Annotated in this window: 19 protein-coding genes and 1 pseudogene; 14 read left to right on the top strand and 6 right to left on the bottom strand. The window is 63.2% G+C overall.

Features of this window, described 5'->3' with window-relative positions; all coding sequences use genetic code 11:
- Positions 1 to 4: 4 nt before the first annotated feature.
- From KTC28_RS04625 to KTC28_RS04600, 6 genes are all read left to right on the top strand, one after another.
- Positions 5 to 1,684: an NAD-dependent malic enzyme gene (locus KTC28_RS04625; RefSeq protein ID WP_219775960.1), complete on the top strand. Its 1,680-nt coding sequence runs from the start codon at positions 5 to 7 to the stop codon at positions 1,682 to 1,684.
- Between the two features lie 20 nt (positions 1,685 to 1,704).
- Positions 1,705 to 3,411, top strand: a complete 1,707-nt coding sequence (gene poxB / locus KTC28_RS04620; protein WP_439650112.1) for a ubiquinone-dependent pyruvate dehydrogenase — start codon at positions 1,705 to 1,707, stop codon at positions 3,409 to 3,411.
- Between the two features lie 43 nt (positions 3,412 to 3,454).
- Complete coding sequence (locus KTC28_RS04615; protein WP_216710059.1) at positions 3,455 to 4,852, top strand: dihydrolipoyl dehydrogenase family protein; 1,398 nt, start codon at positions 3,455 to 3,457, stop codon at positions 4,850 to 4,852.
- Positions 4,853 to 4,865: 13 nt separating this feature from the next.
- Entirely contained in the window at positions 4,866 to 5,798 is a 933-nt protein-coding gene (locus tag KTC28_RS04610) for a YeeE/YedE thiosulfate transporter family protein (protein ID WP_216710060.1), read from the top strand.
- Positions 5,799 to 5,858: 60 nt separating this feature from the next.
- Positions 5,859 to 6,251: a RidA family protein gene (locus KTC28_RS04605; protein WP_216710061.1), complete on the top strand. Its 393-nt coding sequence runs from the start codon at positions 5,859 to 5,861 to the stop codon at positions 6,249 to 6,251.
- Between the two features lie 235 nt (positions 6,252 to 6,486).
- Complete coding sequence (locus tag KTC28_RS04600; protein WP_216710062.1) at positions 6,487 to 6,774, top strand: hypothetical protein; 288 nt, start codon at positions 6,487 to 6,489, stop codon at positions 6,772 to 6,774.
- A 429-nt stretch (positions 6,775 to 7,203) separates the two neighbouring features.
- On the opposite strand, the gene KTC28_RS04595 is transcribed toward KTC28_RS04600, so the two are convergent.
- Positions 7,204 to 7,596 (bottom strand): VOC family protein, encoded by a 393-nt coding sequence (locus KTC28_RS04595; protein ID WP_216710063.1) that lies wholly within the window; start codon positions 7,594 to 7,596, stop codon positions 7,204 to 7,206.
- Between the two features lie 351 nt (positions 7,597 to 7,947).
- Positions 7,948 to 8,859, bottom strand: a complete 912-nt coding sequence (locus tag KTC28_RS04590) for an alpha/beta fold hydrolase (RefSeq protein ID WP_216710064.1) — start codon at positions 8,857 to 8,859, stop codon at positions 7,948 to 7,950.
- A gap of 916 nt (positions 8,860 to 9,775) precedes the next feature.
- Between KTC28_RS04590 and KTC28_RS04585 the strand changes: the two genes are divergently transcribed.
- The 4 genes from KTC28_RS04585 (at position 9,776) to KTC28_RS04570 (ending at position 12,015) form a co-directional block, all read left to right on the top strand.
- On the top strand, positions 9,776 to 10,291 hold the full coding sequence (locus KTC28_RS04585; protein WP_216710065.1) for a DUF1223 domain-containing protein: 516 nt from the start codon (positions 9,776 to 9,778) through the stop codon (positions 10,289 to 10,291).
- Complete coding sequence (locus tag KTC28_RS04580; protein WP_369426577.1) at positions 10,281 to 10,832, top strand: sigma-70 family RNA polymerase sigma factor; 552 nt, start codon at positions 10,281 to 10,283, stop codon at positions 10,830 to 10,832. Before KTC28_RS04585 ends, KTC28_RS04580 begins: the two co-directional genes overlap by 11 nt.
- Entirely contained in the window at positions 10,822 to 11,457 is a 636-nt protein-coding gene (locus tag KTC28_RS04575) for an NrsF family protein (protein WP_255602411.1), read from the top strand. Before KTC28_RS04580 ends, KTC28_RS04575 begins: the two co-directional genes overlap by 11 nt.
- Positions 11,458 to 11,607: 150 nt before the next feature.
- Complete coding sequence (locus KTC28_RS04570; protein WP_255602271.1) at positions 11,608 to 12,015, top strand: VOC family protein; 408 nt, start codon at positions 11,608 to 11,610, stop codon at positions 12,013 to 12,015.
- A gap of 77 nt (positions 12,016 to 12,092) precedes the next feature.
- Here KTC28_RS04570 and KTC28_RS04565 read toward each other — a convergent pair.
- The 4 genes and pseudogenes from KTC28_RS04565 to KTC28_RS04550 form a co-directional block, all read right to left on the bottom strand.
- A pseudogene (locus KTC28_RS04565) lies at positions 12,093 to 12,516 on the bottom strand (glutathione S-transferase N-terminal domain-containing protein); the annotation flags it as partial.
- A 368-nt stretch (positions 12,517 to 12,884) separates the two neighbouring features.
- Positions 12,885 to 13,463 carry a hypothetical protein gene (locus KTC28_RS04560; RefSeq protein ID WP_216710067.1) on the bottom strand — a complete coding sequence of 193 codons (579 nt, stop codon included), beginning with the start codon at positions 13,461 to 13,463 and terminating at the stop codon, positions 12,885 to 12,887.
- Positions 13,456 to 14,037: a papain-like cysteine protease family protein gene (locus tag KTC28_RS04555; protein ID WP_216710068.1), complete on the bottom strand. Its 582-nt coding sequence runs from the start codon at positions 14,035 to 14,037 to the stop codon at positions 13,456 to 13,458. Before KTC28_RS04555 ends, KTC28_RS04560 begins: the two co-directional genes overlap by 8 nt.
- On the bottom strand, positions 14,024 to 14,734 hold the full coding sequence (locus KTC28_RS04550) for a hypothetical protein (protein WP_216710069.1): 711 nt from the start codon (positions 14,732 to 14,734) through the stop codon (positions 14,024 to 14,026). Before KTC28_RS04550 ends, KTC28_RS04555 begins: the two co-directional genes overlap by 14 nt.
- Before the next feature lie 1,265 nt (positions 14,735 to 15,999).
- Between KTC28_RS04550 and KTC28_RS04545 the strand changes: the two genes are divergently transcribed.
- The 4 genes from KTC28_RS04545 to KTC28_RS04530 all read left to right on the top strand — a co-directional run bounded on the left by KTC28_RS04545 (position 16,000) and on the right by KTC28_RS04530 (position 20,344).
- Positions 16,000 to 16,656 carry an FMN-dependent NADH-azoreductase gene (locus KTC28_RS04545; protein WP_216710070.1) on the top strand — a complete coding sequence of 219 codons (657 nt, stop codon included), beginning with the start codon at positions 16,000 to 16,002 and terminating at the stop codon, positions 16,654 to 16,656.
- Between the two features lie 29 nt (positions 16,657 to 16,685).
- Complete coding sequence (locus KTC28_RS04540) at positions 16,686 to 18,308, top strand: GMC family oxidoreductase (RefSeq protein WP_216710071.1); 1,623 nt, start codon at positions 16,686 to 16,688, stop codon at positions 18,306 to 18,308.
- 29 nt (positions 18,309 to 18,337) lie between these two features.
- A complete protein-coding gene (locus KTC28_RS04535) occupies positions 18,338 to 19,231 on the top strand; it encodes a helix-turn-helix domain-containing protein (RefSeq protein WP_216710072.1) in 894 nt (297 codons plus the stop codon).
- A gap of 123 nt (positions 19,232 to 19,354) precedes the next feature.
- Positions 19,355 to 20,344 (top strand): carbon-nitrogen hydrolase family protein, encoded by a 990-nt coding sequence (locus KTC28_RS04530; RefSeq protein ID WP_216710073.1) that lies wholly within the window; start codon positions 19,355 to 19,357, stop codon positions 20,342 to 20,344.
- The last annotated feature ends 211 nt before the right edge of the window (positions 20,345 to 20,555 follow it).

Below are 20,555 nucleotides of genomic sequence, written 5' to 3'. Positions count from 1 at the left end.
ATCGATGGAGAAACGGACCATGAGACACGAAGCCGTCGCCCCGACCTTCGCGCTGACGAACGATCCACGCCGCAATAAGGGTACTGCGTTCACGCTGGCGGAGAGGGAAGCTAATGGCCTGCTCGGTCTGCTGCCGCACACCGTGGAGACGATGGATCACCAGCTCTACCGGGTCCTCGACCACCTCGATCAGAAGACGTCCGACCTTGAGCGCTACATCTACCTAACCGGACTTCTCGATCGCAATGAGACGCTGTTCTACAACGTCGTGATGAGCGACCCGGTTCGCTTCCTGCCGATCATCTACGCGCCGACCGTCGGGGAGGCCTGCCTCAAGTTCGGTAGTATCTACCGTCGGGCCCATGGAATGTACGTCGCGCACGACATGAAAGGCCGCGTAGCCGAGGTGCTCCGCAACTGGCCGGAGCGCGACGTCCGCTTCATCTGCGTCTCGACCGGTGGACGTATTCTGGGATTGGGCGACCTCGGCGCGAACGGCATGGGCATCGCGATCGGCAAGCTCCAACTTTACACCGCCTGCGCCGGGGTTCCGCCGCACACACTGCTCCCCGTCCTCCTCGACATCGGCACCAGCAGCGCGTCGCTGCGCGCCGATCCACTTTATCTCGGGCTTCGTCAGGAGCCGCCACCGACGGATCAGCTCGACGAATTCGTCGAGGAATTCGTGCAGGCGGTGCAGGAGGTGTTTCCCGGCTGCTGCATCCACTTCGAGGACTGGAAGGGTAGTGATGCGATCCGGCTGCTCGAGCGATACGCCGACCGGGTGCTCTGCTACAACGACGACATCCAAGGTACGGCGGCCATCGCGCTTGCAGGACTGACCACCGCGTTGCAGATCACCGACGTCGATCTCACCCAGTCGCGTCTTATGTTTCTCGGAGCAGGCTCAGCCGCGATCGGCGTCGCGGGTCTGATCGTCAAGGCCATGCAGGCCAAAGGGCTTTCCGAGACCGACGCGAGAGCGCGGATAGCGATGTTCGATAGCAAGGGGTTGTTGGAGGCCTCGCGCACCGATCTCTCGGTCGCACAACGGCCCTACGCGCACGACGCCTTGCCGTGCGCGGAGTTCGTCGAGGCAATCGGGACGTTCAGGCCGAACGCGCTATTCGGATTAAGCACCCAAGGCGGCGCGTTCGACCAGCGGGTAGTGGAGGCGATTGCGGCGATCAACGCGCGTCCCATCATCTTCGCCCTGTCCAACCCCACGGAGAAGGCGGAATGCACTGCCGAAGAGGCGTATGCCTGGTCCAAGGGCACCGCGTTGTTCGCGGCTGGGGTGCAGTTCCCCGATGTCGAATATGCGGGTCGCATCTTCCATCCCGGCCAGGCGAACAACTTCTACATCTTCCCCGCGATCGGCCTCGCCACCTATGCGGCGCGCCCGACGCGGATCACCGACGAATGCTTCATCGTCGCTGCGGAGGCATGCGCAGACCAAGTCGGCGAAGATCTGCGTAGGATGGGGATGCTGTTCCCGCGCCAAGCCAACATCCTCACCGTGGAGGTCGCGACCGCGACGCGGATCGCCGAACACATGTTCGAGTCCGGTTTGGCGACTGCCGAACGTCCTCGCGAAATCCGCCCGTGGATCGAGGCGATGCTCTACCGACCGCAATACGAACCCACGTGCAGCGTTTCCCGGCAGGGGGCCCTCGAATCATGAGCACGTCCAACATCGCCGAAATGATCGTCGCGATGCTGCACCGGGCGGGGGTCAAGCGAATCTATGGCATCGCCGGCGACAGCCTGAACGCGGTGACGGAGGCGGTCCGAAAGCACGGCGAGATTGAATGGGTGCATGTGCGCAACGAGGAGGTCGGGGCGTTCGCGGCCGGCGGCGAGGCGCATCTGACCGGGTCGCTGGTCGTCTGCGCAGGCTCGTGTGGGCCGGGGAACCTCCATCTCGTCAACGGCCTGTACGACTGCCACCGTTCGCGCGTCCCCGTGCTGGCGATCGCGGCGCAGATACCGAGCGCGGAAATCGGCCGGGGCTACTTCCAGGAGACCCGACCCGAGCAGCTGTTCCGGGAGTGCAGCTACTACTGCGAGATGATCTCGACCTCTAAGCAGCTGCCCGGAGTCGTCGAGACCGCGATCCGGGTTGCGATCGCCAAGCGCGGCGTCTCGGTCCTGGTGCTGCCGGGCGATGTAGCGGGGATGGCGGTCGACGAGATGGCGGCGCCGTCGCCCGCGCTTATCTTGGCGGACCCGCTTGTGCGCCCCGGAGATACGGAACTGGTCCGGCTCGCCGGCCTGCTCGATGCCGCCGGGCGCGTGACGATGCTCTGCGGCCGAGGGTGCGCAGACGCGCGTCCCGAAATGCTCCAGCTCGCCGAGGTCTTGAAGGCGCCCATCGTCCACGCGCTCGGCGGCAAGGAATCCGTCGAGTGGGACAATCCTTACGACGTTGGCATGACCGGATTCATCGGCTTCAGCTCCGGCTATCAAGCGATGAACGATTGCGACATGCTGCTGATGCTGGGGACCGATTTTCCATATCGGCAATTCTACCCGAACAAGGCGACCATCGCCCAGGTCGACCTCCGTCCCGAGAATCTGGGGCGGCGCTGTCGTCTTGATTTCGGGCTGATCGGCGACGTGCGGGCTACGATCGAGGCGCTGCTACCGCGGCTGGAGCCGAAGCGCGACCGGACGCACCTCGATCGCAGCCTGGCGCGGTATCGTGAAGCCCGGAAGGGCCTCGATGATCTGGCGGTGGGACGTGCCGGCCGCAAGCCGATGCATCCGCAGTTCGTTGCGAAGACGCTCAGCGACATGGCAAGTGACGACGCGGTTTTCACCTTCGACGTCGGCACCACCACGATCTGGGCCGCTCGCTACTTCAAGATGAACGGAAAGCGACGGCTGATCGGGTCGCTCAACCATGGTTCGATGGCCAACGCGCTGCCACAGGCCATCGGCGCTCAGGCGGCATACCCCGACCGTCAGATCATCTCGTTCTCGGGCGATGGCGGGTTCGCGATGCTGATGGGCGATCTGCTGACCCTCACGCAGAAGAAGTTGCCGGTGAAGATCGTGGTGCTGAACAACGGGACATTGGGTTTCGTCGAACTAGAGATGAAGGCGGCCGGGATGCTCGATGTCGGTGTTGCGCTGGAGAATCCGGATTTCGCCGCGGTCGCGACTGCGGCGGGAATCTTCGCACGCCGGGTCGAGGATCCGGCCGACCTGCCGGGAGCGCTGGCCGCAGTGCTCACGCACCCGGGGCCTGCATTGCTCGACGCGGTCACCGCGCGCCACGAACTGTCGTTGCCTCCCAAAATCGAGATCGGACAGATCGCCGGGTTCGGGTTGTGGACAGCGAAGGCGGTCTTGAACGGGCAGGGCAACGAGGTCGTCGAACTTGCCCGCACGGCGCTCCTTCGGTGAAGCGGTCTCGCCTATTTGAAAATCAGCGCGAAGGGGCCGCATCGTGATAGACAGTGAACGCTACGACGCCGTGATTCTTGGCGCGGGAACGGCCGGGGTCCTGCTCGCCTGGCATCTGGGGGCCGCCGGGCAGAGGGTGGCAGTGGTGGAGCAGCGATATGTCGGCGGCTCGTGCCCCAACATCGCCTGCCTGCCGAGCAAGAGCTTCATCCACAGCGCCGAGGTCGCCCATGTCGTCGCGACGGGCCATGGGTTCGGCGTGAACACGACCGGGGCCGCGGTTTCGATGCCGGTCGTGCAGTCACGCAAGGGCGCGATGGTCCGTGGGCTGATCGGCATCTACCTCGACAACTTCGACAGGACCGGCAGCGAACTGGTGATGGGACGCGGCACCTTCGTCGACGAGCGGACGCTGGAAGTGGCGCTCAACGACGGCGGGACGCGCACGTTGCGCGGAGACAGGATGTTCCTCGACCTCGGTTCGACCGCGATCATGCCCAAGCTGGCCGGGCTGGCCGAGTCGAAGCCGATGACGCACGTCGAGCTGCTCGACCTCGACGTGGTACCGAAGCATCTTCTGATCTACGGTGGTGGTTACATCGCGCTGGAGTTCGCGCAGGCCATGTGCCGGCTCGGGAGCCGCGTAACGGTCATCGAACGCGGCGAGCGCATCTTGCACCGCGAGGACGACGACATCGCGCACGCCGTCCTCGATCTGCTTCGCGAGGAAGGGGTCGAGGTCGTGACCTCGGCCCACATCGACCGGGTGACGGGCAGGTCGGGGGAAGGCGTGACGCTTTACGGCGATGTCGCGGGTGTCGAGCGCGCGATCGAGGGCAGTCACCTGCTGGTGGCGGTCGGCAAGTTTCCCGACACCGGCGGCATCGGTTTGGAGCGCGCCGGGGTCGCCCTGACCGCCTCCGGGCACGTCCAGGTGAACGCGCGGTTGGAGACCACCGCCGAGGCGGTCTGGGCGATGGGCGACTGCGCGGGCAGTCCAGCCTTCACCCACATGTCCCACGACGATTTCCGCATCGTCCGCGACAACCTGGCCGGTGGCGACCGGAGCACTGTGGGGCGGCACGTGCCGAACTGCCTGTTCCTCGATCCCGAACTTGCGAGCGTCGGTCTGAACGAGAAAGAGGCGCATCGTCGAGGCATCGGTTATCGGCTCGCCGAACTGCCTTATTCGGAGATCTGGCGCAGCCATTCGACCGGTCGGATGCGCGGCAAGATGAAGGTGCTCGTTGGAACGGACGATCGCATCCTTGGCTTCACCGCCTTCGGTGCGCAGGCCGGCGAACTTCTGCCGACAGTTCAGATCGCGATGAATGCCGGGCTTTCATACCAGATGGTGGCGGGCCTCATCACGGCGCATCCGACCTATGCGGAAGGACTGTCCGAGCTATTCATGAGAGTTCCGCCGCACGATCCCACGTGACCCCAGTCAGGCCGTGCTCGCCAGCATCGTGCTGCTCGTCTTCATGGCTGGATATGTCGCGCAGCGCGGCAACATCTGCGCCGTGACCGCAATCGATGAGCTGGTCCGACATCGGCGCCCGCACCTCTTCGTCGGCTTCCTAGTGTGCGCCGCTTGCTCGCTCGTCGCGATCAGCATCGGCACCTTGGCGGGTTACGATGTGATCACGTGCGAATTCGGCCTTCCGGCGACAATACGCCCGGCGCTCGGAGGCGTCATCTACGGCGTCGGCGCATTCGTGAATGGACGATGCGCTTTTGGCACCGCGGCCCGATTGGGCAGTGGGGAGCTTCCCCGGCTGGCGACAATCGGGGGGTTCCTCATCGGTGCCGCTTCGGTGACTTACCCGACAACGCCGCCGCCGGTGACGTCCGTGCTCCTGGGACTCCCGCATGCGACCCGGGTTCTGGTCGCATTCACGGTGACGCTGGCTCTCTTGTGGTGTCTTTTGTCCTTGCCGAGAGCATCCGTCAAATCCCGTTGGCGCCCGGCCTCCGCCATGGTCGCGTTCGGCCTGATCGTGGGAAGTCTCGCAGTGCTGGCGCACGGCTGGGCGTATACGCCGTTCTTCAGCGGAGTGAGCCCGAACGACGCGACTTTCCGGCGCCATTGCGTGTTCGCGTTCGCACTCCTCGCGGGAACAACCGTGGGTGCGATCCGGGCAGGGCTGTTCGCCTTTCGTCTCGGTCCGCTTGACCTGTGGGCGCGGACAGCGGTGGGTGGGGGCATCATGGGTGTAGGAGCGCGGCTTGTTCCCGGCGGAAACGATGCGATGCTGCTCGTCGGATTGCCGCTGCTTCTGCCGAACCTCGTACTGGCCTATACGACGATGAACGCGACGCTGATCGCACTGGCGTTGGGCGGCAGGTCGATCCTTACCCGGTCCGCTCGACGCTATACCAGTTAAGCACCGCTTGGGACGATCAGGTCGTATATTCTCGGCTGAATGCGAGGCAGGGTGAGTTCGATGGAGCAGGTCGTCACGCAACCGGACCCCTACGAGCCCTTTGCGCTTTCCCAAGGCATACGCGTCGGAAACCTGGTGTACGCTTCCGGGCAGGCTGGTTACGATGTTGAAGGCCGCATCGTGGAAGGCGGCTTCATGGCGCAGGGCGAACAGGCCTTCAGCAATCTTGACCGCGTGCTGAGAGCGGGCGGTTCAAGCCTCGACCGGGTCGTGAAAGTGACGATATTCATCACTGACATGGACAATTTTGGTTCCGTCGTCGCGCTGCGTCGCAAGTTCTTCTCTCAGCCGTTTCCCGCCGACAGCCTGGTTGGCGTCAAGGCATTATATCGGCCTGAAGCGGTGTTCGAGATCGAAGCCATTGGCCTTACGGATAACGGCGCCGGCACGTGAGCACCGCTTGTGATCTGGAGGCCATCGCCCTTTTGTCCGCGGTCGCGGCTGTCGAAGCAGCCATCTAGTGAAGATCGGTCAGGACGGCGACCGGAGCCGGTCGGCTTGCGCTAGGCTTTCTACGGCAGGGCTCGTGCCGTCCGCAGACGTCGTCATCCCTACAGCTGTTCTTGGTTGACCCCCTTTTACCCCCGCCGACCGCTCGCAGCGGCCGGCCAACCTGAGAGAGACGACGATGACCTTCAAGAAAGTGATGATCGCAGTTGGTGCTATTGTGCTCGGCGCCACCGGTGCGATGGCGCAGGACGCCAGCAAAGCGACAACGGGCGACAAGATGGCGTCACACGACGCGATGGCTACTGACCATATGGCGACAGATCATATGGCTACCGACCATATGGCGGGACACGGGAGGATGACCAAGGCGCAGATGAAGAAGCACGACGCGATGATGAAGCACGACGCGATGATGAAGCACGATGCGATGAAAGCCGATGCGATGAAATCGTCAACGCCGCAGTGAGCCTATCGAGGGCGGGGAGGTTCACTCCCCGCCCTCCGTTCGTAATTCAAATGGCATTGCTGCGATCTAAGCGGTCCCTTTGCGGTGCGTCTTGGCCGCCGCACCGCAAACGAGCTTCTCGGGTCATGATGACTCGGTATCGCAGTCCCAGAATGGACTTTAGTGGGTAGGTGCGCCGTTGGGACGAGTGTTCCCAAGCCACGCCGACACCTTCGCCATTCAGGTCGCTCCGGTATCCCGGTGGCCGCATTCCTCTTCGATGCGAACTGGCGACCGCGGAGATGCCGCCTGATATCCATCCTCGGTTTGAGGCTATGCGCGACACTTAGACTTTTAACCGAGTAGGGATGAAGGTGAGCAGGTGCAGGTGCCGTCAGGACGAGAGCTTTCGCCGGGCGAAGGTCGTCGGCGGTTGAGCGGACGCGGCTATCATGGATCGTCAGTTTCGATCCACCGGCTCGCTATCGGAGTGTAGACGTTGATGAGGTAGCCGTTCGGATCGCGGGTCAGCATCGAACGGTTGCTACAAGGCTCGGTCGTGAGACCCATCGCCCAATCCCCAACGACACCCCTCAGGCGGGTTCGCTCGGAACCAACGTCTTTGACCTTGAATTCGAGGATCGGGAGGTCGGATCTCGGCACTACGGCCGCGGCGCTATCTCTAGATACCGACCGTTCGCTGCAGATCGCCAGAACACTGTCTGTTTCGCGGCTCTCGAGAAAGGCTTCACTGCCTTTGGAACCGGCGCCGGTGTCGTCCTCACCCTGGCGTCCAAGCTCCGATACGTTTCCGGCGACGATCCTCGTGGGAGTGCGCTTCATGAGGTAACCTCATCCAGGGGTGACACTGCCGCCAGTCGCGCGCAAGCCGTGGTGAAGACGATGCCGACCGCGAACGCCGCCTTGAATCGTAGACAGAAATGTTGGGACGATCCGCAGACTTTTACCGCTTTGATCTCCGACCGCGGTGCTTTTTGGCAAGATGAGGCAAGAAGCGGCGCGAAACTTGCCGTTAGATTGGCGACTCCCGGCCTCATATCGAACAGCCCGAATCGGACGACCGGGTCGGCGAGTTCAGTGGCTGGGGGTCCACGGCGGTCTGCCGATGCCCCGCCTCTCGTCGGTTCCGCGGACGGGTCGCTCCCCTAGCGGCTTGCGGCGTTCGGTTTCCGACTAGGTATCTTTCGTCGCTTCTGAGAAGAACCGGAGAAGCTCTTCCGAGACGACCTCCGGACACTCTGTCGACATCCAGTGGCCGCAGCCAGAGATCGCCCGGCCGCTTAGGTCGCTGGCAACGTCCGCGAGTTGTCTACCGAGCAGCGTTCCCGTCCCGGCCGGCTCGACTTGCGCGGCGGAAGGTAGGTTCATCGCGGAGAAGCCGCCTAGCCACAGAACGGGCATGTCAAGACGCCCACCATTCGCTGCCCAGGCCCTATTTACCACCGCATCTTGCGTGAACGACCTGTAGTAGTCGAAGCCGGCGCGGAGCGCGCCGGGCTGCGTATAGGTTCGCACGTATTCGTCGATGTCATTGCGGGTCGCTGCCGACGGGTCGTACGCCTCACCTCCGAAGAACCAGCTGATGTACTGCCGCTCGCGCCCCGCAACCAGGAATTCAGGCATGTCGAGTTGAGTATGGAAGGCGAAGTGCCAGAGCTGCGATTGGTCCCATTCCGGAAGCCCGGGGATTGCGATATCCAGGATCGCCACGCGTCTGACGAGATCTGGGTAGGTGCGAGCCAGCGCGAACGCGATCTGACCGCCTATGTCGTGACCTGCCACATCGATCGACTGCAGCCCGAGCAGCCGCACTAGTCCGGCGATGTCCGCTGCCGCCGTCTCCTTGTCGTAGCCGCCTACCGGCCTGCTCGAGTCGCCGAGACCGCGGATGTCGACGGCGATCACGTCGTGATGTTCGGCCAGCATCGGCATCACACGGTGCCACTCATACCAAGTCGCGGGCCAACCATGCAGCAGGATCAGCGGCCGGCCCTGGCCGCCTCGCACGAAGTGCAGCCGAACATCTCCCAAATGAGCCTTATGATGCTTGAACCGCCGGTTGAACCGGTCCTGTGCCTCATCCATGACGACATCTCCCCGGTCCGTTCGCCGTCTTGACACCTAGCGGGCCTAGTCCACGGCTCTGCACCATACCATACCCGTGGCTGAGCATCGTGTAGGGCCGGATCGCCCGGACAGGACGGAAACTTATGTCCATCCGGGTGAACGGGATACACCCGCGGAGCGCGATTGCGGCACCCGACCGCTTGTCAATACCTCTACGTCTTTTCAAGCGTGCCAGTGGTTGTGACGATCGGCAAATCCGAGTCTGGAGATCCTCAAGTATCGCCTTCCCTCTGCTCTGCCGAGCCGTGCCTTCGAGGATGACGTTGAAGCGGCGAAAATTGCAGAGTCGGCGTATCTTGCGCAAATGCAGGCCCGTGCGGTCGGGCAGGGCGATTTCGACCCGAGCTGAAGTCTATACCATGAGCAATGGTACGAACACGTAAATCCTGATCTTCAAACTCATGCGCCGATTTCGCCGTTGCAGTGGGTGCGGCGGCAGCGAGGGTCGTTCGATGACGGTACTACTTCACATCGACGCCAGCGTCCGTGGCCAACGCTCGGTCTCCCGAAATCTGAGCCGGACGTTCGTTGAGGCGTGGCTGAATGATGCCGGAGAGCACGGTCCTCCGACGTGATCTATCGATCTCTCCGCCTCCCTATGTCGGCACCTTCAGGCGAGACCCTGAAGGTATCTCGCCATCGGCACTTGTCCGGGCCGACGTGCTCACCAGCCTTTGGGCGCCCAACAAGCCGGCGTGCCGATCACTACCGCGATCTGATTGCAATCAACGCAACGGCGCGGATTGACGAACAGTAAGAAAGCGCAAATTTAGCCCTAATGAGCTTGGTTCAAGCCGAAAACTTCATCTTTTGGGATTGTAACCTCGGTGCGCATGCCGTCGAAGGTGAGTCTGTGACTTTGAAGTCCGATGCAATGGAAACGATCTTCGCTTTACTGCTTGCTACATCGATGCTGCTAGGCGTGCCTGCTCTTGCCGATACGTCGCATACGACCGTGGACGAGCTCTACCAGGGCCAAGGCTGCTCCTCCTGCCCGCCGTTGAAGAACCTTGCGGCGATCGCCGAACGCACCGACGTGCTGGCGTTAACGTTCGCCGTAACCTCCTCGGACCCCTTCGGCCAAAAGGACAGCTTCGCGTCGCCGATTCATACAGAGCGGCAGTGGGACGGCGCCAGAGGGCTGAACCACGTTCCGGTGTGGACCCCGCAGGTGATCGGCGACGGACGCGACGACGTGGTTGGCATGCGCGCCGGTGAGATCGACGATCTGCTTGCGAAGGCGTCGCGACCGCTCGAGCGGGCTTTGACGCATGCGGCCGACAACGTAGCGATCGGCGTGGGCAGAGCACCCGCGTGCGGCGCCGACATCTGGCTGGTGCGGTACGTTCGCGATGACGAATGCTTTCGCAGGCAGTTGAGTGGCCGATGATTGGGCGCCGTTGATGGCCGCCTCACAGGCCGGCGATACCGTGGTCGATCGCCGATTGCTTGACGAGTTGCGTCGCTGGCTGGAGCGCTATTACCGCCGCCGGCTGCCCTCCAGCATGCTTGACGATGCGGTCCAGGATGCTCTGGTGGCGATCCACACCAAGCGGCATACCTATGACCCCTCGAAACCGTTCAGCCCTTGGCTGGCTGCCATCGCGCGCTACAAGTGGATCGACAGGCTCCGGTCGATGAGGACCCATCACACAGAGATGCTGCCGGAAGAGCACGCCTTGCCGGAGGCGATGGTTGTCGGGGACGCCGCAACGTCAATACTGAGTGCAGTGGTGCTTCGCGACCTGATTGCAACACTAAAACCGGCGCAGGCGGCGGTGATCAGGTTGGTCAAGCTGCAGGGTTTCAGCATCGAGGAGGCGGCGACCGTGACGGGGCAGAGCACGGCGTTGGTCAAGGTCAACATCCATCGGGGGCTCGGACGGCTGTCGGAAAAGGTCAAAGGATATGCGGGTGACCATGATGACTAGCCGGTCGAGCGAAGCGATCGTCGACGATCTCGTGGCTAGGTTGGCGCCGGTGAGACGGCGTCGCGCCTGGCAGGACGGCGCCCTGGTGATCGGGTTCGCGGCGCTCGAGCTGATCCTAGTGATAACGATGACCCGGCCAAGGCCCGATCTTTTGGTCGCAATGCATGGCCCGATGTTCTGGTGGAAGATGGCAAGCTGCTTGACGCTGGCGACCACCTGCGGGACGGCCGCGGTGCTTGCGCTCGACCCGGCAGGCTGGTGGTGGGGGCTGGCCGGCGTGGCGGCTGTCGCGGTCGCGGTGTTGTTCGGCACCTCGATCACGATGCCCGAGGGACTGATTGCCCGCCTGCAATGGCGTGACGGTATCGCATGCGCGAGCCTCACGCTGGCATACGCCCTGCCGATGGCGATCCTGCTGACTTGGCTTGCTCGGCGGGCGGCGCCGACACGGCCGCGCCTCGTCGCCTGGGCGGTGGGTCTTAGCAGTGCTGGATGGGCCGCGTTCGCGTTCGCCTGGACCTGCTGGCACGATGATCCGCTGTATGTCGTCGTCTGGTATGGTAGCGCGGTGCTAGCATGTACCGTTCTGGCACGGACGATGCTGGTGCGCTGGATCAAGTGGTGAGTGACGACCCCGCAGGGCGGGCACGCCCGTTTATCCCACTGAATCTCCGCGATGCGGAGCTGGCCTCGAAGCCACCGAGCGGCGGGTTCGCCGCCGCGACGGACGGGCAAGCGGATCGCCGACTTTCGGCAGGTCGGTAGCCGAGCACCCGTGGATGCCGCCACCATTCAAAAGGAGACTTATACCATGAAGTTCGCGTCAGTCAGGATCGTCACCGAGGACGTAGCAGCTCTTGCTGGCTTCTATCAGTGTATCACCGGCGTCAAACCCGTCGGCACCGAAGATTTCGTGGAGTTGCGGACAGCGGGAGCGGTCCTTGCGATCTGCAGCCGCCGCTCGGTCGACCGGGACAATGCCGGGGCCGCGCTAGCTCGCGCCAATCAATCGGTGATTCTGGAGTTCGAGGTGGCGGACGTCGATGCCGAGCGCGAGCGGCTGGATACGGAAGCCATTGTCTGGGTGCTCGAGCCCACAACTCAGCCCTGGGGTAATCGTTCGATGCTGTTCCGCGATCCGGACGGCAATCTCGTCAACGTCTACGCCCCGCCGACGCGGTAGGTCAGCTCTCCGAAAGCTCGCGCGACCTCGGCGGCCAACTGGTTCACCGAGGGCGCGGCGAAGCCCTCATCGGCGATCATGGCCAACCGAGTTCCGGCCCCGGACTGATTGGCGGGTGCGTAGGCGTAGAAGTGTCTGAAGCCGCCCCCCCCAGAATGGCGCGGAATCCATCTGCGAAATTAGCCAAGAGATGGTTTCCGCGCGAGGCTTCGGGCCCCGCGGCAGAAACTCCCCGAACTTCTCGGCCAGGTGGTGGAAGATGGCGCCCGACTCGAAGATGCGGATGTCGTCAGGACCCGACCGGTCGACGAGCGCGGGAATCTTCGTATTGGGATTGACGCTCAAGAATTCGGAACTGAACTGGTCGCCTTGTCCGATTTCGATCGGCCACGCGTCGTATTCGGCCGCCTGATGGCCGAGCTAGAGCGGCTCTTCGAATATGATGGTGACCTTCACCCCATTGCGCGCCGCCAGGGAGTAGAGCTGGAACGAGTGCCGACCGCCCGCACGATGCATGCCTTGGCTTGGTTCGCGCAGCGTCTCGAGCATGTCGACTTGCTTCTATGGTTGGGCACATGGGTCAGTCGTACCTGAAGGGCGTATAGCCCGTCCCGTCGATCATCGGTTTTCACATCTGGAATGGCCAACGAGCAAACCCGACGCGCTTCCGATCATCGAGGCGTATCGGCGCGGAATGCTCCCATGCTATCCGAGATCTCCGGTTGGACCCCGGTCATGCGGCTGCGGGCTAGCCCTTTGCCGCGTGACTTGAAGGGTGCCAAGCTGTGCCGATTCGAGCGTTTTGATGTTTTGATGGTGAGCGACGGAGTTCGCGGAACGCGACCATGCCAATTCTTTGGAGTGAAAGCCTATTCGATTGGAGGATTCGGTCGACGGCCAGATCGGTGGCTGCGCTCGACGCCCGCCGTTCTCACTATAGCGACGAACTCAGCTAACCGCATAACCCTTAGTGCCGCCGAGAAGTCGCTTCCCTCGATCCGCAGCAGGCAGAACAGGCCCTGGCCGTCCTTCTCGACGCATAGCGCGGCAAGGGAAAGCGGACCGTGGAGGATGATCGAGATATGTCCATCGGCTGATACCTCCGTCTCAAGCAACGCCAGCCCCTGATCGATCAGGCTCGGCAGCGGGCTCGAAGTAGACAGCGAAAGGAGTGGCATGTCGCCACCGCGCCTGCTGCGTGCATACGACACGGCTGCGCCCGACCTGTCGCGGATCAGGTGAAGATCGACATCGGAAGGGAACACTACCCCGGCGGAGGAATCCGCTCCGGCGAAAGACGGATCGAGGTATTCCACGGCAAGCGTCTCCGCGAGGCGCAGCCCCGGATCGGGCCGAAGCGCGAAATCATGGACGTCAGGTCTAGGCAGCCAGCTTCCGATCTGCCGCGCGAGCGATTCACGGGAATTCGGTTGACCGGGCTCAGCCATCGGAATCGACGTTGACCATTGCCAGCCCTCTCGGTCGATAGCCGATGTCGTACCAGATGCCCTCGAGCGTTCCCTCACCGAAGCCCTGCATGACATCATCGAAGGTGTGCGTGGACTCTTCACTCGCAGCGGGATCGAGCACGCGGACCCGCCCGTCGCCGTAGACGCCGCCGAGGACAATGGTGTGGGTGTCGCTGCTACCGTTCCAACGGATGTACGGCTGGAGCGGCCAGTCGGCCCTGAGCCAGTCGCCAACCCAGACGGAGCCGCCGGTCGGGCCCTCGCCGAGCAGTTGCTCCCTTAGCAGATAGAGGCAGTTTAGACCGTAGACGTCGATGTAGATGTGCTGCGGCCACGCGGTTTGATCAACGAAATTCCCGTAGGTCGCTTTCACGACAGTGGGGAGATCCACCTGCTGCCCGAGATGCCGCAGCACCATGGTCGCGCACGCCGCCCAGCAGAGGTCCAAGTAGGGTGCCTGCGCGACCAAGGCGGTGTTGCTGACCATGTGCTCGCCGACAGGTGTCCCGGTCGGAGTGACGTCGAGCCAGAACGCAGGATCAGTTCGCGGCACCGGGCTTCGCTTTGCACCCGATGGCCTCAGACGGGGAGGGAGCCACGACACCGTCCTCGGTGAAGTAGGCGACCGTGCAGATTCCGAGCGGGTTCTCGGTCGCCACCGGCACGAAGGCGTAGACCCCCGGCCGCAGCGGCGGTCGATCAGGCTTGCTCTCGATCCTTTCGGCACCGCCGGGCGCCGCCGCGCCGCCGCCGCCCGCCTTGGATGCGCCGCCCGTGGCGATGGTGCTGATGGCCTGGAGCGCGGCGACGGCGACATCACCGGCCTTCGAGTTGTCGACCTTTCCGCCGACGGCCGTCAGCATCCCGTTCTCGAAGCTCAGCTGAAGGGAAGAAGAACCGAACATTCCGCTTCTGACACGCACCGCGACCGAGTGCGAGTAGTCCGGCAGGTAGACGATCTTCATCACGAAGGTGTCGGATTGCGCGACGAAACCCGTATCGGATCCCGTTCCCGCCGCGGCGACCGGAGCGGCCCCATCGCCGGTAGTGCTGGTCTTGTCGCCTGCTCCAGGTGCTCCGGGGCCCGTCCGACCGCCTGATTGCGGTTGAGGGACGAGGCCGCCGCCTGGTGGAGGCTTCGGTAGCGCGCCTCCGGTCTCAGCTGCAGGCCCGACGCGCGGATCGCCGGATGCGGTGGTGGTGGTCGTCGTCTTCGCGGGAAGCCGCGCGACGACCAGATACGGCGTCATCCGGGGAACCCTGAAGCCCGGGACCGCGCCGTCGAGAGCGTTGCGGGCGGAAACGTCGAGGGGGACAACGTCCATTGATGCACAAGACGCAAGACCGAGCGCTGCAAGTGCCAGTAGTGCATGTCTCATTAATGATCCCCCCGCCCCAAGCAGATGCTAGTCGTAAGATTTACAATGGGCAATCACTTATCGTCAGAAAAATTTCTGACTAGGTTTCGCGTGATTTTGTCTCAGTTAAGCTGCTGTGATCATTACTATAGTGCAGATCGGAGGATGCCAGCTTCGCGCTCCCGATCCCTGAAGCTGCGCAAATTGCCTATTGAGGCCAGCCGATGCTTCTGCAGGCCGCCAGCGCTGGCGATTAAGGCGATGGACTCATGCGGCACTATCGCCTTGATGCAAGTCGATTACTGTGGTGCCGACGAATCCATCGCATCGTGCTTCATCGCATCGTGCTTTGTCGTGGCGTCGTGCTTCCGCACTCGCGGAGCACTTGCGCGGCGCTCTGGCGTGCGCGATCGAAGAAGGGGGCGAGACCCATGATCTGATCCGTGATCGAATTGATGAATGCGGCCTGCGGCGGCGAGACATTCGCTCAATTGGGGGCGCCTCCAGACGGTTTTGGCGGGACGAGCCGTCAGCCGAGCAGGGCGATGTTGAACCAAAAAGTGCGCACGAGCGTGTTTATTACGAGGCCGCGTTTCCGACAGATACTCTGCGCTCACAACTTGTTTATAGGCGGCAGAGGTCGATTGACCTCTCTCTTATTTACTCAATTCATTGTCAGCCATCTGCCGGCTTGTCGCAATTTGCGTGAAGCCGTGTAAATTACTCGCTATTTAATTATATTGTCTGTGAAACGAGAACTGCTCGTCTGCAGGCATCGCGGGCATGTTTATGCACGACGACGATACATGACGGAGTTGCGAAAGCGCTACGCCTATTTCGTCGTCTTGGCGGGCATCCTGGCCGCATGCCTGTTCCTGTGCGTCCGCTTTAAGCGTGCGACGTGCCTATGATCGCCGCTCGACCGACGGCGGCACCCGTCCTGATTGCACCGGACGCGTCGACGCGTCCGCGGCATGCCAGCCGAACCTGCGGCATTCGGCTCATCTTGCGCTTTACAGAGCCGACGTGCCGGGCCGCAGGGACATTGTTGGAGGCCGCGGTGTATATTCTTCACAATTCGTCCGGCGCCGACGGGTCGCCGATCGCTTTGCGAACGCGCGGGGCCGGAGCGTCTCGAAACGGGAGGATTGCGGACGATGACGGTTTTGCTCCACATCGACTCCAGCGTACGAGGCGAGCGCTCGATCTCGAGGCGGCTTAGCAAGGCCTTTGTTGACGCTTGGTTGACCGCCTCGCCTCGCACCACCGTCCTCCGGCGTGATCTCTCCGTCTGCCCGCCGCACTTCGTCGATGAGTCATGGATCGCGGCGGCGTTCACCGACCCGGCTTCCCGTACGACCGAAATGAGGGACGCGCTCGCCGATTCAGACGAACTGATCGACGAACTTGAGGCTGCCGACGTCCTGTTGCTCGGTACCCCGATGTTCAACTACGGCATGCCGGCGCGGTTGAAGGCCTGGGTCGACCTGGTCGTGCGCGTCGGCCGCACCTTCTCGTTCGACCTTGAGCGCGGCGACTATCCACTCGAAGCCATGCTCTTCGGGAAGTCGTTGGTCCTGCTAACCTCAACGGGTGAGTTCGGCTTCGCGTCTGGCGGCCCGCGAGCAACGATGAACCATCTCGACACACACATCGCCACCGTGCGCGGGTATCTAGGTGTGCAGGACATGTTCCATGTCGGTGTCGAGTACCAGGAGTTCGGGGACGTCAGGCACGCCGCTTCGGTCGCCACGGCCCTGGCCGCGATACCGGGTCTGGTGGCGAGCGTCGCAGGCCATATTGAGGCCGCGTGATGCGGCCGCTCGGATCAGAGGAGAAGTCGATGGAAGCTCCAACGGTTGACCGCTCGGTCGCGTACGACGTCATCGTGGTCGGTGCTGGCTCTGCGGGCTGCATAGTCGCCGGTAGGCTCGCAGCCGAGACCGAAGCGCGGGTCCTCGTCCTTGAGGATGGCGGACGGGACTGGTCGCCTCTGATCAGCATTCCCGCAGGCTTCTCCAAGCTGCTCGAATATGGGCAGTTCATGTATCCGTACGAAACCGTCGCCCAGCAGCATCTGGGTGGTCGCCGGATTCCGTTGGTCCAGGGGCGTGGTCTCGGCGGAAGCGGCTCGATAAACGCGATGGTCTGGGTGATCGGCCAGCCGCGCGACTACGACGCTTGGCAGGTCGCGGCCGGTGACGGGAGCGCGTGGTCGTTCGCGGACATGCTGCCGCATTTTCGAGCGATGGAGGAAAATGAGGTGTTCGCGGGCCCCACGCACGGTGCAGACGGGCCCGTCACTGTATCGCAGCCGTTGGCGATCGCGCCGATCAACCGGGCCGTGCTCAAGGCGTTTCAGCAGGTCGGGCTGCCCTACAACCCCGACTACAATGGCGGGCAACAGCGCGGCGTCGGACCATGCCAGCTCAACGTGGCGAATGCCGAACGGTGCAGTTCCGCGCACGCCTACCTCCATCCCGCCGAGACGCGACCCAACCTCACGGTCAGGACGGGTGCGCTGGTGACGCGGGTGATCGTTGAAGGCGATCGGGCGATCGGCGTCGAACTCATGCACTCCGGCGTCGTCGAGCGCGTGTACGCGGCAGAGATCGTGCTCTGTGCCGGCGCGCTAAGCACTCCGCGTCTTCTGATGCTTTCTGGGATCGGGCCGGAGGCCGAACTGGCCAGGCACGGCATTCCCGTAGCGGTTCGATCGGAAGGTGTCGGCGAGAATCTCCACGACCACCCCGAGGTGCCCGTCATCGCGCAGTCGTACACGGAGATGGGCTATCTGAAAGACAGCTCGCTGTTTGGAGCGTTCAAGGCCGGGCTCAGGTACATCGGCACGAAGAGCGGCCCTGCCTCGAGCAACGGCATCGAGACGGTAGCCCATTTCAATCCCGAGTTTCCAGACCAAGAGCCGACGGTGCAATGCTTCCACGCCCCCGTCATCGCGCGGCGGGCGCTCGGTCAACTCGATCCCGAGCCGGGGCTGACGCTAGAGAACGTGGTGCTTCAGCCGAAGAGCCGTGGGCGACTCACGCTCAAGGATGCCGATCCCAAATCGATGGCGTTGATCGATCCGAACTACCTGTCGCATCCCGATGACATGCGTACGATGCTGCTCGGGTTACGCTACGCACGTGAGGTGCTGAACGCGCCGGCACTCAAAGCCGTGCTGAAGCCCGAACTGCTGCCTGGCGCTGCAGTCCAGAGCGACGCCGACCTGACAGCTTACGCACGTGAGAACATGTCCTGCATGTTGCATCCTGTCGGAACATGCCGGATGGGTTGCGACGACGGTGCCGTCGTTGACGCATCGCTGAGGGTTCGCGGGGTTCGGGGTCTCCGCGTGATCGACGCCTCTATCATGCCCAACATCGTCAGTGGCAACACGAACGCCGCTGTGATGGCCCTGGCCCACAAGGGTACGGACATGATGCTCGCCGAGATCGCTCCCTGAGCGACCTCGTTCCTTCCTCGGAGTGACGAATGCCATCGGTCGACCGCCTGGATTGCATCTCACCCGATGATTTGGCGGCCCGGCTGTCCACCCCGCCGGTGCTCAGCAGCGACCAGACCGGATGGGAGCGCGGAACGGTGCGGCTTTGGCGCGAGGTCGAGCCGGAAAGCTATCCGCCGCTCGATCAGCACTGCTTGACGCTGCACCTCGGCAATGCACGGCGCATTGTCCGCAGCGGTGAAGGCGGCGTCGCTCAGGCCGAAGTCCGTCCTGGCGCGCTTTCAATCACGCCGTGGGGCGCCGCCTATGACTGGTCAACCACAGGTCCGGTCGACTACGCGGAACTCTACTTCTCTCCGGCGATCTTGCACCAAGTTTCCGACGAGGTGCTCGACAAGGACCACCGCGGGCATTCGCTGCAGGATCCGCTCGGCGTCGTCGATCCGCTAGCCGAGGCGCTGTTCACGACCATGCTCGCCGAGCTCGGCTCCATGCATGGCGGCTCCAAGCTGTTCCTGGACACGTTGTTTAACGCACTGGTGCTGCGTCTGGTGCGACTGTTCGCCAATGCCGGCCTTAGCGCATCCCCAAGACGGTTGGCGCTTGCTCCCGAACGGACCCGGCGGGTGATCGACTACATCGAAGCCAACCTCGCGACGGACGTCGGCGTCACGGAACTCGCCGAGATCGCGGGCGTCAGCGCCTTTCACTTCACGCGGGCCTTCAAGAACGCGACCGGGAGCACTCCGTATGCGTATCTGACCTCACGACGGGTCGCCGTCGCCAAGAGGGCGCTCGCCGACGGGAAGCTGAACATCGGCGCCGTCGCGGCCCTCTGCGGATTCAGGACCTCCGGTCAGTTCGCCCGCATGTTCAAGCAAATGACAGGCATGACGCCAACACGGTTCAGGCGAGGCTCGTGAAGATTTCACTCTGGAGGATGGTGCCACTAGTTGCCCCTCGTCGCGCGGCTTGCGAGGGGACAGCCTCAGACGTGCATGCTAAACTATCGTTCCGTCTCCGTTGACGAGGACTTCGGGAGCCTGATGGACGTATTTCGTTATCCGCTCTCCGGCGCGACCGCTCCTAAAGACAGGCTGTGCGTCGGAATAGGGCAGATCGCGCCGGTCTGGTTCGACCGGGCGGCTACCCTCGCCAAGACGTTTGAAGTGGCACAGCAGGCGGCGGCGGCGGGCTGCAGGCTGGTGTGCTTCGGAGAGGCGCTGGTTCCCGGCTATCCGTTCTGGCTTGAGCATAGCGAAGGTGCCCGGTTCGACGATCCGCACCAGAAAGATCTGTTCTCACGTTATCTCGAGCAAAGCGTGGTCATCGAGCGCGGTGATCTTGAGCCTCTGCAGAAAGTCGCACGATCTGCGGGCATGGCGATCTATCTCGGTGTCGTCGAAGCTGCACCCGACCGCGGGAGTCACAGTCTCTACTGCACGCTCGTGTACATCGATCCCGAGGGACATGTCGCGAGCGCTCATCGCAAGCTGCAACCCACCTACGAGGAACGCCTCGTCTGGGCTGCCGGGGACGGTCAAGGCCTACGTGTTCATCCACTGCCTCCGTTTCGGGTCGGCGGTCTCAATTGCTACGAGAACTGGATGCCGCTCCCGCGCGCCGCCCTCTACGCGCAAGGTGAGGATTTGCACGTCGCGGTTTGGCCCGGTGGGGACCATAATACGGTCGACATCACGCGCTTCATCGCGCGCGAAAGCCGTAGTTACGTCATCTCAGCATCATCGGTGATGGCGCCCGAGCACATTCCGAACGATTTCCCTGCCGGTGACGCGATGAGGAGGTCGGGGCGGACGTCGTTCGCCAACGGCGGCTCGGCGATCGCCGGTCCGGACGGCGGATTCGTCGTTCCGCCCCAGATCGGCCGCGAGGTGTTGATCATCGCGGGACTCGATCATGCGATTGTACGTCGCGAGCGGCAGAACTTCGACGTCGCGGGCCACTACAGCCGTCCCGACGTAACACGGCTAACAGTCGACCGCACGCGTCAATCGACTGTCGTCTTCAAGGACTGAATCCCGGCCATCACCTGGCCGGAGCCGCGCCGGAGACCGAAGCGATCGACGGTTGACCCGCCAGCAAAGCCCCTGTCCGATCGTGAAGCCGGCGCATACGAACAGACGGTTGGACGGCGGGTAATTTCGGCACCTGCGATCTGCCATCCGTCGTGACCGCACCGGCTACGCGGCTTCTGACAAACGGCGTGGCCACGGCGAGGCACCACTG

Source organism: Polymorphobacter megasporae (assembly GCF_018982885.2).
GTDB lineage: Bacteria > Pseudomonadota > Alphaproteobacteria > Sphingomonadales > Sphingomonadaceae > Polymorphobacter_B > Polymorphobacter_B megasporae.
This window is presented reverse-complemented; position numbering and strand designations above follow the sequence as displayed.

What these genes read in the sequence shown, in the direction of transcription:
- KTC28_RS04625 (WP_219775960.1), top strand. Translation starts at nt 5, where the DNA reads ATGGAGAAACGGACCATGAGACACGAAGCCGTCGCCCCGACCTTCGCG.
- poxB (WP_439650112.1), top strand. Translation starts at nt 1,705, where the DNA reads ATGATCGTCGCGATGCTGCACCGGGCGGGGGTCAAGCGAATCTATGGC.
- KTC28_RS04605 (WP_216710061.1), top strand. Translation starts at nt 5,859, where the DNA reads ATGGAGCAGGTCGTCACGCAACCGGACCCCTACGAGCCCTTTGCGCTT.
- KTC28_RS04600 (WP_216710062.1), top strand. Translation starts at nt 6,487, where the DNA reads ATGACCTTCAAGAAAGTGATGATCGCAGTTGGTGCTATTGTGCTCGGC.
- KTC28_RS04595 (WP_216710063.1), bottom strand. Translation starts at nt 7,596, where the DNA reads ATGAAGCGCACTCCCACGAGGATCGTCGCCGGAAACGTATCGGAGCTT.
- KTC28_RS04590 (WP_216710064.1), bottom strand. Translation starts at nt 8,859, where the DNA reads ATGGATGAGGCACAGGACCGGTTCAACCGGCGGTTCAAGCATCATAAG.
- KTC28_RS04585 (WP_216710065.1), top strand. Translation starts at nt 9,776, where the DNA reads ATGGAAACGATCTTCGCTTTACTGCTTGCTACATCGATGCTGCTAGGC.
- KTC28_RS04575 (WP_255602411.1), top strand. Translation starts at nt 10,822, where the DNA reads ATGATGACTAGCCGGTCGAGCGAAGCGATCGTCGACGATCTCGTGGCT.
- KTC28_RS04560 (WP_216710067.1), bottom strand. Translation starts at nt 13,463, where the DNA reads ATGGCTGAGCCCGGTCAACCGAATTCCCGTGAATCGCTCGCGCGGCAG.
- KTC28_RS04550 (WP_216710069.1), bottom strand. Translation starts at nt 14,734, where the DNA reads ATGACGCCGTATCTGGTCGTCGCGCGGCTTCCCGCGAAGACGACGACC.
- KTC28_RS04545 (WP_216710070.1), top strand. Translation starts at nt 16,000, where the DNA reads ATGACGGTTTTGCTCCACATCGACTCCAGCGTACGAGGCGAGCGCTCG.
- KTC28_RS04540 (WP_216710071.1), top strand. Translation starts at nt 16,686, where the DNA reads ATGGAAGCTCCAACGGTTGACCGCTCGGTCGCGTACGACGTCATCGTG.
- KTC28_RS04535 (WP_216710072.1), top strand. Translation starts at nt 18,338, where the DNA reads ATGCCATCGGTCGACCGCCTGGATTGCATCTCACCCGATGATTTGGCG.
- KTC28_RS04530 (WP_216710073.1), top strand. Translation starts at nt 19,355, where the DNA reads ATGGACGTATTTCGTTATCCGCTCTCCGGCGCGACCGCTCCTAAAGAC.